Here is a 15980-nt window from a genome sequence, read left to right as displayed (position 1 = left end):
CGGCCGGCGGATCCTGGGTGTCGTACGCGGCTCCGCCGTCAACCAGGACGGCGCCTCGAACGGCCTGACCGCCCCCAACGGCCCCTCCCAGCAGCGGGTCATCCGCCGGGCGCTGGCCAACGCGGGCCTGCGTCCTTCCGACGTGGACGCGGTGGAGGCGCACGGCACCGGGACCGCGCTGGGCGACGCACACGCAGGCCGCCGCCGGTGTCGCCGGCGTCATCAAGATGGTGATGGCGATGCGGCACGGCGTGCTGCCGCAGACCCTCCACGTCGACGAGCCGACGCCCCAGGTGGACTGGGCGTCCGGTGCCGTGGAGCTGCTCACGGAGGCCCGGCCCTGGCCCGAGGTCGACCGGCCCCGCCGAGCCGGTGTGTCGAGCTTCGGAGTCAGCGGAACCAACGCCCACGTCATCCTGGAACAGGCCCCCGAGCCTGCGCCCGCCCGCACCGACGACGCGTCCGAACCGCTCGTCGCCGGGCCCGTCCCGCTCGTCCTCTCGGCGCGTGGCAGAGGGGCTCTCGCGGGACAGGCCCGGCGTCTGGCTTCGCACCTCGCCGCGCACCCGGACGTGAGCGCGGCCGGCGCGGCACGTTCCCTCGTACGCACCCGGGGCCCGCTGCCCGAGCGGGCCGTCCTCGTCGCGGGAGACCGCGAGGAGGCGCTGACGGGTCTGGCGGCACTGGGGGCGGACGAGCCCGCGCAGGGCCTCGTCACCGGTCTGGGCGGTCCGCTGCACGGGCGGAAGGTGCTCGTCTTCCCCGGGCAGGGTGGCCAGTGGCCCGGCATGGGAGCCGATCTCCTCGACTCCTCGCCGGTGTTCGCGGCCCGGATGCGGGAGTGCGCCGAGGTACTCGACCCGCTGACCGGATGGTCGCTGCTCGATGTGATCCGGCAGACGGAGGGGGCGCCCTCGCTGGACGCGGTCGACGTCGTGCAGCCGGTGTCGTTCGCCGTCATGGTCTCCCTGGGCGCGCTGTGGCAGGCCGCGGGTTTCGTCCCGGACGTGGTGGTCGGCCACTCGCAGGGCGAGATCGCGGCGGCCTGCGTGGCCGGCGGGCTGGGCCTGGCGGACGCGGCGAAGGTCGTCGTGATCCGCAGCCGCGTCGTGGCGACCGCGCTGTCCGGCCGGGGCGCGATGGCCTCGGTCGCGGCGGACCCCGGGCGGCTGGCGGAACTCATGGCGCCGTGGCCCGGCAGGCTCGACATCGCGGCGGTCAACGGCCCGGAGGCGTTCGTCGTCGCCGGTGACCCCGAGGCGCTGGCCGGTCTTGTCCGCGGGTGCGAGGACGCCGGTGTCCGGGTCCGCCCGATCCCCGCCGACTACGCCTCGCACTCCTCCCACGTCGACGCCGTCGAGCAGGAACTCGTCGAGGCCCTGGCCGGTCTCGCCCCCCGTTCCTCCGAGATGCCCTTCTACTCGACGGTGACGGGCGGGCTCTTCGACACCGCGGGACTCGACGCCGGGTACTGGTACCGGAACCTGCGGCAGACGGTCCGCCTCGACCCGGTGGTCCGCGCCCTCGGCGCCGGTGGCCACGACGTCTTCGTGGAGGCCGGCACCCACCCCGTACTCGTCCCGGCGATCGAGCAGAGCCTCGAAGCCGCCGGCGTGGCCTCCGCGCTGGTGACCGGGACGCTGCGCCGCGAGGAGAGCGGCCCCCGCCGCTTCCTGGAGGCGATGGCCGCCCTCCACGTGCGCGGCGTGCCCGTCGACTGGAACGCCGTCCTCGGCGAGGCCGGTGGTCCGGCCGCCGAGCTGCCCACGTACGCCTTCCAGCGGCAGCGCTACTGGCTGGACACCACCTCCGGCGCGGGCGACCCGGCCGGCCTGGGCCTGGCCGCCGTCGCGCACCCCCTCCTCGGCGCGATGACGGAGATCCCCGGCTCCGGCGCCCTCCTGTTCACCTCCCGCCTCTCGCTGTTCTCGCACCCGTGGCTGGCCGACCACGCCGCCGCCGGGACGGTGCTCGTACCCGGCGCCGCCCTGGTCGAGCTGGCCCTGCGGGCCGGTGACGAGGCCGGCTGCGAGCTGCTCGCCGAGCTGGTGATCGAGGCCCCGCTCGCCATGCCCGCGCAGGGCGGCGTGCAGCTCCGGGTGGAGATCGCCGACGCGGACGGCTCGGGACACCGCCGGTTCACCATCCACTCCCGCCGCGAGGACGCCGGCCCGGCCACGGCCTGGACCCGGCTCGCGTCGGGGCAACTGGCGCCCGAGAACGGCAAACCCGACTTCGAGCTGACCCAGTGGCCGCCGCGCGGCGCCGAGCCGGTCGAGGACGCCGCCGTCACCGCGTACGACGGACTGGCCGGAAGCGGGTACGGCTACGGGCCCGCCTTCCGGGGCCTGCGGTCGGTGTGGACCCGGGGCGAGGAGATCTTCGCCGAGATCGCCCTGCCCGAAGAGGCGGGCAAGGCCGACGGCTTCGGACTGCACCCGGCGCTGCTCGACGCCTGCCTGCACGCCGGGGTCTTCCGGCCGGGCGACGGAGAGCGGCAACTGGTGCTGCCCTTCGCGTGGAGCGACGTACGGCTGTACGCGGCCGGGGCCGACGCCCTGCGGCTGCGCCTGGTCCCGAGCGGCGAGGACACCATCACCCTGCACCTCGCCGACAGCACCGGAGCCCCCGTCGCCTCCGTCGAGTCGCTGGTGGCCAGGCCGGTGGACCCGGCCGCCCTGCGCGCCGGCTCCGGCGCGGTGGCCGAGCAGATGTTCCGCGTGGAGTGGGAGCCGACCACGGTCAAGTCCCAGGACGCCGAACTGGCCGCCGTCTCCGTCGCCACCGCCGAGGACGTCCGCGCCCTCGCCGGCACCGACACCGCGCTCCTGCTCCTCGACGTCTTCGGCGGCGACCGCCCCGACGCCGACGAGGTGCGCGACGTGGCCGCCCAGGTCCTGGAGCTGCTCCAGGCATGGCTGGCCGAACCCACCCTGGAGGACACCAGGCTGCTCGCCGTGACGCACGGCGCCGTCGCCGCCGGGGGCGAGCCGACCGACCTGTCGGCCGCCGCGCTGTGGGGCCTGCTGCGCTCGGCACAGGCCGAGAACCCCGGCCGCGTCGTCCTGGTCGACACCGACGACACGGAGGAGTCGCTGCGCGCCCTGCCGGGCGTCCTGGCGTCCTTCGACGCGCAGGTGGCCGTCCGCAAGGGAGCGGTCCACGTGCCGCGACTGGTACGGGCCGAGCCCGCGCGGGGGCGGCACCGGAAGCTCGACCCGGCCGGCACGGTGCTCATCACCGGCGGCACCGGAGCGCTCGGCGGTCTCGTCGCCCGCCACCTGGTGCGGGAACACCAGGTCGGGAACCTGCTGCTCGTGTCGCGCCGCGGACCGGAGGCGCCCGGCGCCGACGCGCTCGAGACCGAGCTGACCGGCCTGGGCGCCCGGGTGCGGATCGCGGCCTGCGACGTCGCCGACCGCGAGGCCCTGGCGGCGCTGCTGGCGGAGATACCCGCCGAGGCCCCGCTGACCGGCGTGATCCACACGGCGGGCGTCCTCGACGACGGTGTCGTCACGGCCCTCACCCCCGAGCGGCTCGACACGGTCTTCCGGCCGAAGATCGACGCGGCCGTCCATCTCCACGAGCTGACGTCCGGCCTCGACCTGGCCGCGTTCGTGCTGTTCTCCTCGGCCGCCGGCACCCTCGGCAACCCCGGTCAGGGCAGCTACGCGGCGGCCAACGCGTTCCTCGACGCCCTCGCCCAGCACCGCCAGGCCGTCGGCCTGCCCGCCACCTCCCTCGCCTGGGGCTGGTGGGGACAGACCTCCGAGATCGTGGAACACCTCGGCGAGATCGACCTCCAGCGCATCGACCGGCTCGGCATCCTCGCCTTCACCGAACAGGAGGGCATGGAGCTCTTCGACGCCGCGCTGCGCGCCCCGGACGCCGTGCTGGCACCGGCGAAGTTCGACTTCGCCGCCATGCGCGCCACGACGAGCGCCGACCACGTGCCCCCGCTGCTGCGCGGCCTGCTCAGGGTGGGCCGCCGGGCGGTCGGCGACGGGACGGCGGCCGGGGCGAGCCGGCTCGCCGACGCGCTCGCCAAAGCACCCCGCGAACAGCGTGGAGCGATCCTCCTCGAACTGGTCGTCCAGGAGGCGGCGGCGGTCCTCGGCCACCTCTCGGCGGACGACTTCGGACCGGAGACCGTCCTGTTCGAGGTCGGCTTCGACTCGCTGACCTCCGTCGAACTGCGCAACCGGCTGTCCGGCCTGACCGGGCTGAGGCTCCCCGCCGCCTTCGCCTTCGAGTACCCCACGGTGGAGATGCTCGCCGAGCAGCTGCTGGAGCGCATCGACGCGCTCACCGCGGACTGACGCGGCACGCCACCACACCCACGACTTCCCCTCCGCACACGGCACCAAAGGAGAACGGCCTTGTTCGACAAGGACACCTACCTGGAGTACATCGGGTACTCCGGTCCCGCCCCCGCCGCCGACCTGGCGACCCTGCAGGACATCCACCGCAGGCACCAGATCCGCTTCCACTACGACAACGGCTTCATCCACAGCACCGACTTCGTCGAGTTCGACGCGGACGCCGTCTTCGACACGATCGTGCTGAAGGGGCGCGGCGGCATCTGCACGGACCTGAACCTGCTCTTCCACCGGCTCCTCGGTGAGCTGGGCTACGAGGTCAAGCTGCTGTCGGCGAGCATGCAGCTCCTCGGCGGCGCCTGGGGGCCCGACGTCGAGCACATGGTCATGGTCGTCACCGTCGACGGCGAGGACTGGCTGGTGGACGTCGGCAACGGCGGCATATCGATCGTGGACCCGCTGCCCCTGTCCGGCGAGACCCGCACCCAGCAGGGGATCGACTTCCGGCTGGTGCGCCAGGGCGAGTTCCACCTCCTGGAGTTCAAGACCCGCAACAAGCCCTGGCGGAACGCGTACCGGTTCACGACCCGGCCCCGCGACCCCGGCGACTGGCGGGTGCTCGCCGAACTCATCGGCGCCCAGGAGGACCGCTTCGTCCGGCGGCGCCGGCGCGGGACCGAGAACGGCCAGGTCGTCCAGATCGCCAACATCTTCCTGTCCGTCGAGGACGGCGTGGAGCGCCCGCGGCCCATCCGCAACGACGAGGAACTCCGCACCATCGACACCACCTACTTCCAGCCCGTCGCGGCCCACTGAGAAGGACACCAGACATGTCACTGTCCGAAGCGGTCCTGGCGGGCGCCTCGCCCGAGGTCCTGGCGAACACCCCGCTGCCGGCCGAATTCACCGCCGCCCACCTGCGCGTGGAGGACGAGAACGTCTTCCAGGGCGTCGAAGACCGGGACGTGCGCAAGACCCTGCGCGTCGGCCCCGTGCCGATGCCCGAACTGGCACCCGACGAGGTGCTGATCGCCGTCATGGCCAGTTCGATCAACTACAACACCGTCTGGTCGGCCACCTTCGAACCCCTCTCCACGTTCCGCTTCCTCAAGTCGTACGGCAAGGAGGGAGGTTGGGCGTCCCGGCACGACCAGCCGTTCCACGTGCTGGGCTCGGACGCGGCCGGGGTGATCGTGCGGACCGGCAACGGCGTACGCCGCTGGAAGACCGGCGACCACGTGATGGTCAACGCCGCGTGCGTCGACGACCAGGAGGCGTCGGTCCAGGCCGACGGCATGCTCAGCGACCACCAGCTCGCCTGGGGCTTCGAGACGAACTACGGCGGCCTCGCCCACTACTGCGTGGCGCGGGCCAGCCAGCTCATCCCCAAGCCGGCCCATCTGACCTGGGAGGAGGCCGCCACCACACCGGCCTGCGCCGGAACCGCGTACCGGATGCTGGTGAGCGACCGGGGCGCGCGGATGAAGCAGGGCGACGTCGTGCTGATCTGGGGCGCCTCGGGCGGCCTCGGCGCGTACGCCGTCCAGCTCGTGAAGAACGGCGGCGGCGTCGCCGTCGGCGTCGTGGGCTCCGAGGAGAAGGCGAAGGCGGCCCGCGCGCTCGGCTGCGACCTCGTCATCAACCGGGCCGACATCGGCATCGGCGACGACCTGGGCGACGACCCCGAACGCGTCGTGGCACAGGGCAAGGCCCTCGGCCGGCTGATCCGGCAGGGCGTCGGAGAAGACCCGCACATCGTCTTCGACCACGTCGGCCGGTCCACGTTCGGCATCTCGGTGTTCGTCGTGCGACGGGGCGGATCCGTCGTCACCTGCGGGTCGAGCACCGGCTACCAGCACCAGTTCGACAACCGCTACCTGTGGATGCGGCTCAAGCGGATCATCGGCAGCCACGTCGCCAACCTCCAGGAACAGGTCGACACCGCCCGGCTGTTCACCCAGGGCAGCATCATGCCGGCGCTGACCGCCCTGTACCCGCTGGAGCAGATCGGCGAGGCGACCCGCCTCGTCCAGCTCAACGAGCACATCGGCAAGGTCGGCGTGCTGTGCCTGGCCGACCGGCCCGGCCTCGGCGTCACCGACCCCGAGCTCCGCGCGCGCATCGGCGAGGACCGGCTGACCGTGCTGCGCTCCTTCGCGCCCGACGCCCCGCCGGCCGGGTGAGGCACGCGTGAGCATCGACACGACGAACGGCGCCCTGCCCGTCACCATCCTCGGGACCGGCTCCTACCTGCCCGAGCGGGTGGTCACCAACGACGACATCGTCGTCCGGGTCCCGAACACCTCCGCCGAGTGGATCGAGAGCAGGACCGGGATCCTCTCGCGCCGCTACGCCGCACCCGACGAGGCCGCCTCCGACCTCGCCGTGCACGCGGCCCGCGCCGCGCTGGACCAGGCCGGACTGGCCGCCGAACGGCTCGACTTCGTCATCGTCTCCACCACCACCGGCGACGCCCCGATCCCGGCGACCTCCTCCCTGGTGCAGCGTGCGCTCGGCGCCCACCAGGCAGCCTGCTTCGACATCAACATCGCCTGCACCGGGTTCATGTCCGCCCTGGCCGTCGCGCGGGCGTTCGTCGCGCTCAGGCCGGAGACGAAGGCACTGGTGATCGGCACCGACGTGTACACCCGGTTCGTGGACTTCGAGGACCGCGCCACCAGCGTCCTCTTCGGCGACGGCGCGGGCGCCGCCGTCGTCGGCGCGCTCCCGGGCGCCGTCCCCGGCGCGGAGCGCGGCCTCCTCGACATCGAGCTGGTCGGCCGGGGCGACGCCCACGAGCTGATCAGCATGGAGGCGGGCGGCAGCCGCCGCCCGGCCTCGGCCGAGACGGTCGCCGACGGCGGCCATCTGCTGCGCATGCAGGGCAGGGGGGTGAAGGACTTCGTCCTCGACAACGTGCCCGGCGTCCTCGCCGGCCTCCTCAAGCGCTGCGGTCAAGAAGCCTCCGACGTGCACCACTTCGTGCCCCACCAGGCCAACGGCACGCTGGTGACGGCACTCGCCGCGGCCAGCGGCCTCGACGGCGCCCACACCCATCTGCCGCTGCGCCACTCGGGCAACATCGGCTCGGCCTCGGTCCCCGTGGCCCTGGACGAGGCGAACCGCTCCGGTGCGCTGCGCGACGGCGACCTCGTGCTGCTCGCCGGCTTCGGCGCGGGCATGGCGGTCGGCGCCGGTCTGCTGCGCTGGTCGACCCCGCGAGGAGGACGGTGATGGCGGACGCACTGAGCCGAGTGGGCGTCGTCGGCTGCGGCGCCATGGGGGCCGGGATCGCCGAGGTGTCCCTGCGCGCCGGACTCGACGTACGGGTCGTGGTCTCGTCGCCGGGCCGGATCGGGCCCGCGTCGGAGCGGATCCTCCGCGCGCTCGACCGGGCCGTCGCCAAGGGGCGGATGACCACCGAGGAGCGCACGGGGGCCGCCGACCGCCTCCGGTTCGCCGTGGACCCCTCCGAACTGGCCGACAGACAGCTCGTGGTGGAGGCCGTGGCCGAGGACCTGGAGACCAAACGCCGGGTGTTCAAGGCGCTCGACGCGGCGGTGGCCGATCCGGCCGCCGTCCTGGCCTCCACGACGTCCAGCCTGCTCGTGGCGGACCTCGCCGAGGTGACCGGCCGTCCCGAGGCCGTCGTCGGCATGCACTTCTTCAACCCGGTCCCGGTCATGCCGCTCGTGGAGGTCGTCCGGTCCGACCGCACCGGCGACGCGACCGTCGACAGGGCCGAGTCGTTCGTGGTCGACCTGCTCGGCAAGGAGGTCGTCAGGACCCAGGACCGCTGCGGCTTCGTGGTCAACGCGCTGCTCGTGCCCTACCTGATGGCGGCCGTCCGCATGTACGAGCGGGGGGTGGCCAGTGCCGAGGACATCGACCGCGGCATGACCCTCGGATGCGGCCACCCGATGGGACCCCTCGCCCTGCTGGACATGATCGGGATCGACACCATCACCGCCGTGGCGCGGAGCATGCGGGAGAACTCCGACGACCTCGTCGACGAGGTGCCTCCCCTGCTGTCCCGGATGGTCGAGGACGGCCGGCTCGGCCGCAAGGCGGGCCGGGGTTTCTTCCGCTACGACGGGACGGCATCGTGACCCCGACGCCGTCCGCACCGACACCGCACGACCCCCGAGGAGCAGCATGACCACCCCCGACGCCCGCAACTCGCGCTGGACATACCGGTACCGTCCGGCGCCCGACGCCCGGATCCGGCTCGTCTGCCTGCCGCACGCGGGCGGATCGGCCCCCTTCTTCGTCCCCGTGGCCAAGGCCCTCTCCCCGGACGTCGACGTGCTCGCCGTGCAGTACCCGGGACGGCTGGAACGCCGCTGTGAGCCGCTGATCGAATCCCTCACCGAACTCGCCGCACGCGTCGTGGACGAGCTCGTCCCGTGGACGGACCGGCCGCTCGCGCTGTTCGGACACAGCCTCGGCTCCCTGCTCGGCTTCGAGGTGGCCCGGCTGCTGACCGAGAAGGGACACCCGCCCGTCCGGCTCTTCGCGTCGGGCCGCCGCGCACCGGACATCCAGCGCGCCGAGTTCGACTACCGGCTGGACGACCAGGGCCTGTTGCGTGCGATGGCCGAGCTCGGCGGCACCGATCCGCGGGTCCTCGCGGACGAGGAGCTGATGCGCATGGCCCTGCCCGTGATCCGCGCGGACTACCGGGCCGTGGAGACCTACCGGTACGAGGCCGGGCCGCCGCTGGGCTGCCCCGTGACGGTGCTGACCGGACGGGACGACCCGAAGGTCTCGGCGGAGGACGCGGCCGCCTGGCGGGCGCACACCTCCGCCGCGTTCGAGGTGATCACGCTGCCCGGTGGCCACTTCTACCTCGTCGACCAGCACGAGAAGGTGACGGACCTGATCGCGGACCGGCTGGCCGCACCGACCCCCACGCTCCACTGACCGGCGGCGGCGAGGACCTTCCGTGACCCACACCACCGGCATCGGCCCCGACGGCTCCGAGGCACGGCGACCGGCGGCGATGCCACCGCCGGTCCCGGCGGCGGGGTGCGCACTCCTGCGCCGCCGCACGGCCTCGGTCGCCCGGGGCGAGGCCGTCCTGTTGCTGGGCGGCAGCCGCGCCGAGCCGCTGCACGCCCTCACCGAGGACGGGATGCGGCAGCGTCGGCGGACCCTGCTCCAGATGGAGATGCTCCTCGCCCACGCGACGGCACTGCCGGTCGTCAAGGTCGGCTGGACCGTGGGGGCGTGCGCGCCGCCGCCCCCGGGCCGCGAAGCCCGGGCGCCGCGCCAGGAGTACGAGAGCTCCGTCGCGGCGCTCAATCTGCTGCGGGCCCTCACCGCCGCTCCCGCCCCCGGCCTGCGCCGGATCCATGCCTGGAACGAGGACCACGCCGCCGCCTCCGACACCGGCGCCCGGCACGAGGGGCTGCTGGCCGAGATCGGCCGGAGTCTGGACTTCCTGCGGGCCTACGGACTCGACCGGAGCGGAGTCGGCGCACCGCCGGAGTTCTTCGTCGGGCACGAGAGCCTGCTGCTCGACTACGAGCGGGCGCTCACCGTCGCCGAGCCGCACCCGGAAGCGGGCCACGACGTCCCGTACGCCACGACGGGGCACCTGCTGTGGCTGGGGGAGTCCCACGAGCCGGGCGGGGACCACGCCGGCCACCTCTCCTCGGTCCACAACCCCGTCGCCGTCCGGCTCGGGCCCGGCACCTGCCCGGACACGGTGCTCGCCGCCGTGGACCGGCTCGATCCGCACCGGGCGCCGGGACGGCTGACGCTGGTGGCGGCGATGGGCGCGGACCGGGTGCGCGACCTGCTGCCCGCCGTCGTCGAGAAGGTACGGGCGGAGGGCGCCTCGGTCTGCTGGGTGAGCGATCCGGTGCGCGCCAACACCACGCGCGAGGAGGTACGCGACGAGGTGCGGGGTTTCGTCGAGGTCCACCGGTCCTCGGGGAGCCATCCGGGCGGCGTCCACGTGGATCCGGCGGCCGCGTCCGGCGGCGGTCCGGCGACCGGCGGCCCGGACCGCGGGCCGGCGCTCGACGTGGCGTTCCACTTCGCCGAGGCCTGCGGCGGGGCTCGGCGGGACCCCCGCCAGGAGGGGCGCCGCGCGGATCCCCGCGACGCTTCCGTCAGACCCGGGTGGTGATGCCGCCGAGCCGGAGGGCCTCCTCGATCTCGGCGAGCTTGGCCTCGGACAGCTCTCCGGCCCGCTCGATCACGTCCCGCTCCGTCAGCGTCGCGAGCCAGGTGCAGGGCGTCATGCCCGGCTGCGGGAAGGCGACCCGCACCACTCCTTCGAGCGCCAGGCCGTCGGCGGCGCCCACCGGCACCTCGAGTCCGAGTCCCGTGATGTCGACGGTGACCGGCTCGACGATCTGCATCCCGCGGAACTCGGCGTTCGTCCCCTCCGACAGCAGCACCACGGCCCGCCGCTCGCCGAAATCGGCCCACCAGACCTCACCACGCCGCACCGGTACCTCCAGACAGGACGAGAGGTCCGCTCCGAGGCGGACCGATCATCACCTTACTCCCGGCAGGGTGATCGCGGTCAGCACGAAGCCGCGCCCCACCGTCCACCGCCCGGAGAACGTGTCGTGGCGCCGGCCGGCCACCACGGGCCCGGGCACCAGCAGCCGCGCCGAGAAGCCGCCCGCCGGATCGAACTCCACCTCGGCCTCCTCGAATTCGAGCTCGCGCCCGGTCAGTGGATACCAGGTCTTGAACACCGACTCCTTGGCGCTGAACAGCAGCCGGTCCCCGTGCACATCGGGACGGCGCCGGGCCAGCCCGGCGAGCGCGGCCGCCTCGCGCGGCCGGGAGACGGCCGCCAGGACCCCGGCGGGCAACGGCAGGTTCGGTTCCGCGTCGATGCCCAGGGACGCCGCGACCTCGGTCCGCGCCACGGCCGCCGCCCGGAAGCCGGCGCAGTGGGTCATGCTGCCGCTCACGCCGCCCGGCCAGGTGATCAGGCCCCGCCTGCCGGGCACGAGAGGTGCCGGCGGCAGCCCGAGCGAGGCCAGGGCGCGCCGCGCGCACAGCCGTACCGTGGTGAACTCCGCCCGTCGGCCCGCCGAGGCGCGGACGATCGCCGCCGACTCGGCGGGAAAGAGCCGGTCGGGTCCGTCCGGCGCGGGCGTCAGTTCCTCGAACGACGTGGAACCCGCCACCCCTTCGGGAAGGATCGCCTCGATCACGCCGTGCGCTCCGCAGCGGGACGGGGCAGGATCCGGCGCAGCGGCGAGCGGGGCGGCCGGGGCCGCCACTCGCGCGGATACCCGATCGACACCTCCTCGAAGCGCACCCCGTCGTGCCAGGTGACCCTCGGGATGTGGAGGTGCCCGTAGACGGCGGCGACGGCCCGGAAGCGCCGGTGCCAGTCGGCGGTCAGCTCGGTGCCGCACCACTGCGCGAACTCGGGATGGCGCAGGACGCGGGTGGGTTCCCGCACCAGCGGATAGTGGTTGACCAGGACGGTGCCGTGCCCGGGGTCGACGGCCGCGAGCCGTTGCTCGGTGAGGGCGACCCGGGCCCGGCACCAGGCGTCCCGCGACGGATACGGGTCGGGATGCAGCAGGTACTCGTCCGTGCACACCACCCCCGCCTCGTGGGCCACGCGCAGGGACTCCTCCTTGGTGCGCGCTCCGGGTGCCAGGAAGGAGTAGTCGTACAGGACGAACAGCGGGGCGATCGTCACCGGCGCGTCCTCGCCGTGCCAGACCGGGTACGGGTCCTCGGGCGTCAGTACGCCGAGGGTGCGGCACAGCTCGACCAGGGCGTCGTAACGGGCGACGCCGCGCAGCGTGACCGGGTCGGCGGGATGGCTCCACAGCTCGTGGTTGCCGGGCGCCCAGACGACCCGGGAGAACCGGCCGGCGAGGAGCTTCAGGGCCCAGGCGATGTCCTCGAACTTCTCGCCGACGTCCCCGGCGACGAGCAGCCAGTCGTCGTCGGACTCCGGCCGCAGCGACTCCGTGATCCGCCGGTTCTCCTGATGGGTGACGTGCTGGTCGCTGAGCGCGAACAGCTTTCCGTGGGTCACGCGGGTGTCCTTCCACCGGGGCGAACGGGGGCCTTCACGGCAGGTCCTGACGGCGCTTCACATTGAGTTTGCGGAACACCCGGGTGAGGTGCTGTTCCACCGTGCTGTGGGTGATCAGCAGCTGGGCCGCGATCTCCTGGTTGGTGTAGCCGCGGCCGGCGAGCGTGGCGACGTGCCTCTCCCGGGTCGTCAGGGCGGCGACGGCGGCGGCGGGGGTGGCGGGGGTGGCGACGGCGGCGGGGGCGCCGCCCTTCGGGGCCTTCCTGGCCGGACGGTCCGCGGGCTCGACGGGAGCCGGCGGGCCGGGAGCGACTTCGCGGCAGAGGGTCTCCGCGCCGGAGGCCCGGGCTATCGGCCAAGCCCTGCGCGCCGCCCGCCGGGCACTGCCGTGGTCACCGGCCGCCTTGTGGGCCTGGGACAGGTCGCTCAGGGTGCGGGCCAGCTCGAACTTGTCGTCGCACTCCTTGATGACGTCGACGGCCTCTTCGAGCAGCCGTGGCCGCTCGGCGGTGCCCGCCGCCGCCGCGAGCACGCGCAGCGCGAGGCCGCGGGCCCGGTGGCTGTCCGGGGAGAGCCTGCTGAGTTCGTCCCGGGCGAGCAGTCCCGCCTGGTCCTGCTTGCCGAGCTTGAGCCAGGCCTCGGCGGCGCTGGTGCGCCAGGGCACGGGGCCGGTGCCGCGAAGGGCCCATCTCCGGGTGAGCTTGCCGCACTGGAGGAAGTCGGCGAGCGCGGACCGGGCCTGCCCGGTGGCGAGGCGGTAGTGGCCGCGGGCGTACAGATAGTGCAGTCCGTAGCGGCTGCGGAGCATCGCCTCGGGGAACGGCTCCGCGAGCAGGTCCGCCGCCTGGTCGAGCCTGCCCATGCGGACGTTGGCCAGCACCAGCGTGCCCAGCGGCAGGCCGAGCGCCACGCCCCACGCGTCGGCCTGGAGCAGGTCGAGCGCTTGCCGCGCGGCTGCCGAAGCGGCGTTCAAGTCGCCCGCTCGCAGCGCCGTTTCGGCCCGTACGGCGGTGAAAACAGCCGACCAGGTCGGGGTGTTGCGGGTACTGGCCTCGTCCAGTAGATGGTCGCACCAACCGGTCGCGGTCTCGAAGCTGTCGGTGTACACCAGGCACAGGAGGGCGAGCAGCGCGGCCTCGCCGTTCCACAGCGAGTGGTGATCGGGCCGCGCCGTGTGCAGCACGGCATCGGCCCGGGCCGCGAGCCGCGTGGCGTCGCCGCGGATGAGGTCCTCGGCGAGGGCCGCCGCCGTCGACCAGGGGTCGAGCTGATGGCCGGGCGCACGGTACGGGGCGGCGGGCGCCGGCGGCCGGGGCGTGCCGCCCGGATACGCGGGGTACGCGCAGGCCAGCCAGGTGCGCACGCTGTGCAGGGCGGTGAGGTCCTCGTCGTCGAGCTCGTGCCACCGGGCCTCGGCCTGCCGCAACAGGTCGTGGACCCTGTCGGGTTCGCCGTGCCAGGACAGGGCCCACAGCAGGTCGAGCAGTTCGTGCGTGCCGGTGCGTCCGGCCGACACGTCCTCGATCAGCGGTGCCAGGGAGTGCACGGCCGACGGCGGCTGGAGCTGCCACTTGAGGCGGCCGAGGCGGGCCCGTACGGCCGCTCGTGACGAGTCGTCGCCGCCGGTGCGCTCGGCGAGCTCCAGGTAGTCGGCCGCCCGTCGGGGCCGGTGGGCGGAGAGGGAGTCGCGGGCCGCCTCGAGGAGGACGTCCCCGGCCCAGGGCGGCCCGGTGTGTCCGACGGCCACGAGCTGTTCGGCGACCGCGACGGCCGGGGCGCTCTCGGCGTGGAGGAGTTCGGCGGCTCGGCGCCGCAGCGCGGCGTGGTCGGCTGCCGGCATGTCGTCCAGCACGTCGGCGGCCGCCGTGGGATGTCGGAACGCGGTCCCGTTCACCAACCCGGCGCTGTTCAGGGCGTGCAGAGCGCCTTCGACCGCCGCCACGTCGAGCCCGGCGAGCAGGGCGAGCCGCTGCGGCGGAGCGTCGTGCCCGAGGACCGCGAGGGCGCGCAGTACGACGAGCAGGTCGGGTTCGCCGTGGAACAGGCAGTTCAGCAGGGCGCGGCTGTAGGCGCGCGGATCGTCTCCGAGACCGGCGCGGTGATCGCTCAGGAGGTGCTGAAGGACGAGCGGGTTGCCACCGCTCACCTCGGCGAATCCGGCGGTGAGCCGGGCCGCCTCCGCCGCGCCGAGGTGCTGGGTGAGCAGCCGGCGGACGCCTGCCCGCGTCAGGAGTCCCAGGTCGATCCGGTGGAGGTTGGGCTGCCGGAGCAGGTCGGTCCGCAGTCGGTCGCTGGTGGCGCGCCGGCCGGTGTCGTCGGTCATGACGACCAGCGAACTCACGTTCCGGAGCCGGGGGAGGATCGACGCCAGGTAGCGCAGGGAGGGGGCGTCGACTTCGTGGAGGTTGTCGATCCCGATCACGAGCCGGCGGTTCTCGGCGAGGTCGACCAGCGCGAGGACGATCTTGCGGAGGGTGGTCATCGTCTCCGCCGGCAGACCGGCGGTGGCCGGGCCGACGGCCTCCTCGCGGGCCGGCATCGCGCTGAACAGGGCGTCCATGTCGTCGCGTACGCGCTGCGGGACCTGGGACGTCTGGAAGAGCTGCGACAGGACTCCGAAGGGGAGCGCGCGCTCGGGGCAGGACGCGGTCGCGCTGAGCACGAGCCCCTCGGCGGGGTCGACGGTTTCGAGGAAGTCGTGCAGGAGTTTGCTCTTGCCGCCGCCCAGCGGGGCGTGGACGAGGGCGATCCGCCCTCTGCCGGAGGCGGACTTGTCGAGCAGCAGGCCGAGCGCCGCGAGGGCCTCGTCACGCTCTACCAGATCGGGTGTGTGGGGTGTGGGGTTCTCCGGCGCTGCGTGCATTGCGTGCATTGCGTGCCTCTGGGGTGACGGAACCGATGACAGCCGAACGGGGCGGGGGCGGTCATCCCGGTCTTCGCGCCTGCGCGGTGCGGGGTGTGTCCCAGGGGCGTGGCGGGGCCCACGCGCCTTCCTCGGACCGGGGGACTCCACCGACCGCGGGACGACGTACGTCGGCCTCCACGATGTCTCTCCCCCCGTGCCGGATCAGGCCCCGCGTCAGACACGGGGAACTGCTCGATGTTCGGGATCATTTCGAGTCTGCCCGTGACTGTCAACGTCGTTTGAAATCGCGGACAGCGCGTGTCGTCGACCCTTCAGTTCCGTTTACGGGCGGCGGCCTCCGCGTCGGCGGTGATACCCCAACACATCCGATATGGCTGACCTTTCACGAGTCGGCAAAAGGCTCCGGAGATGGATGTGTTCGGGTGTCCCGTGTCCCGGATGTCCGTGCCAACCCCCACCCGCCGACCAGGGGCTGGCACCGATCGGCCAGCTCGAACCGGCTTCTGAGCGAGGCCGGTTGGACGCCGGCGGGTCGATCGTCCAACGGCCGGTCCCGCCGCTTGTAGATCACGTACAAGCCGGTGCGGGCCATCCCCGTCGAGCCGATCGCGAACTGATATCCCCCGGCCGGTCCTGTTCCGGCATGCGGTCGAAATTCATTCCTCCTTCATTGATATGAGCACGGATGAAGGCCACGGCCACGGAGCGCCCGTTGTCGAGCATCCGAATTCTCCGTGCGTACTCCGGGTATTCCGGTTTTGCGCGC

At 73.6% G+C, this 15980-nt stretch carries 11 protein-coding genes and 1 pseudogene; 8 read left to right on the top strand and 4 right to left on the bottom strand.

All coding sequences use genetic code 11. The features are described from left to right. From OO54_RS48955 to OO54_RS37950, 8 genes and pseudogenes are all read left to right on the top strand, one after another. A pseudogene (locus OO54_RS48955) lies at positions 1-2729 on the top strand (type I polyketide synthase); the annotation flags it as partial. Further along, the gene (locus tag OO54_RS48950) at positions 2712-4319 is read left to right on the top strand and encodes a type I polyketide synthase (protein WP_425348026.1); all 1608 of its coding nucleotides are present in this window, start codon (positions 2712-2714) and stop codon (positions 4317-4319) included. The pseudogene OO54_RS48955 and the gene OO54_RS48950, both read left to right, overlap by 18 nt. A 60-nt stretch (positions 4320-4379) precedes the next feature. Further along, complete coding sequence (locus tag OO54_RS37975) at positions 4380-5135, top strand: arylamine N-acetyltransferase family protein (protein WP_033211602.1); 756 nt, start codon at positions 4380-4382, stop codon at positions 5133-5135. 14 nt (positions 5136-5149) lie between these two features. Beyond that, positions 5150-6502: a crotonyl-CoA carboxylase/reductase gene (ccrA, locus tag OO54_RS37970; protein ID WP_033211601.1), complete on the top strand. Its 1353-nt coding sequence runs from the start codon at positions 5150-5152 to the stop codon at positions 6500-6502. A 7-nt stretch (positions 6503-6509) separates the two neighbouring features. Next, on the top strand, positions 6510-7553 hold the full coding sequence (locus OO54_RS37965) for a 3-oxoacyl-ACP synthase III family protein (protein WP_078905566.1): 1044 nt from the start codon (positions 6510-6512) through the stop codon (positions 7551-7553). Next, a complete protein-coding gene (locus tag OO54_RS37960) occupies positions 7553-8428 on the top strand; it encodes a 3-hydroxybutyryl-CoA dehydrogenase (RefSeq protein WP_106970179.1) in 876 nt (291 codons plus the stop codon). The genes OO54_RS37965 and OO54_RS37960 overlap by 1 nt, the downstream gene beginning before the upstream one ends. A gap of 46 nt (positions 8429-8474) precedes the next feature. Next, on the top strand, positions 8475-9242 hold the full coding sequence (locus tag OO54_RS37955) for a thioesterase II family protein (protein ID WP_033211598.1): 768 nt from the start codon (positions 8475-8477) through the stop codon (positions 9240-9242). Positions 9243-9264: 22 nt separating this feature from the next. Then, positions 9265-10455, top strand: coding sequence for a 3-deoxy-7-phosphoheptulonate synthase (locus OO54_RS37950; protein WP_051787751.1), 1191 nt, complete (start codon positions 9265-9267; stop codon positions 10453-10455). Here the strand turns inward: OO54_RS37950 and OO54_RS37945 are convergent. From OO54_RS37945 to OO54_RS37930, 4 genes are read right to left on the bottom strand one after another with little or no spacing between them, the layout of a single operon-like run. Continuing rightward, entirely contained in the window at positions 10439-10780 is a 342-nt protein-coding gene (locus OO54_RS37945) for a type II toxin-antitoxin system PemK/MazF family toxin (RefSeq protein WP_033211596.1), read from the bottom strand. The two genes, OO54_RS37950 and OO54_RS37945, sit on opposite strands and share 17 nt — an antisense overlap. Positions 10781-10828: 48 nt before the next feature. Next, the gene (locus tag OO54_RS37940; RefSeq protein WP_033211610.1) at positions 10829-11503 is read right to left on the bottom strand and encodes a 4'-phosphopantetheinyl transferase family protein; all 675 of its coding nucleotides are present in this window, start codon (positions 11501-11503) and stop codon (positions 10829-10831) included. Next, entirely contained in the window at positions 11500-12348 is an 849-nt protein-coding gene (locus OO54_RS37935) for a metallophosphoesterase family protein (RefSeq protein ID WP_033211594.1), read from the bottom strand. The genes OO54_RS37940 and OO54_RS37935 overlap by 4 nt, the downstream gene beginning before the upstream one ends. Positions 12349-12382: 34 nt before the next feature. Beyond that, the gene (locus OO54_RS37930; protein ID WP_063738368.1) at positions 12383-15211 is read right to left on the bottom strand and encodes an AAA family ATPase; all 2829 of its coding nucleotides are present in this window, start codon (positions 15209-15211) and stop codon (positions 12383-12385) included. Between the last annotated feature and the right edge of the window lie 769 nt (positions 15212-15980).

It is taken from the genome of Streptomyces wedmorensis, assembly GCF_000716445.1.
Classification (GTDB): domain Bacteria; phylum Actinomycetota; class Actinomycetes; order Streptomycetales; family Streptomycetaceae; genus Streptomyces; species Streptomyces wedmorensis.
This window is presented reverse-complemented; position numbering and strand designations above follow the sequence as displayed.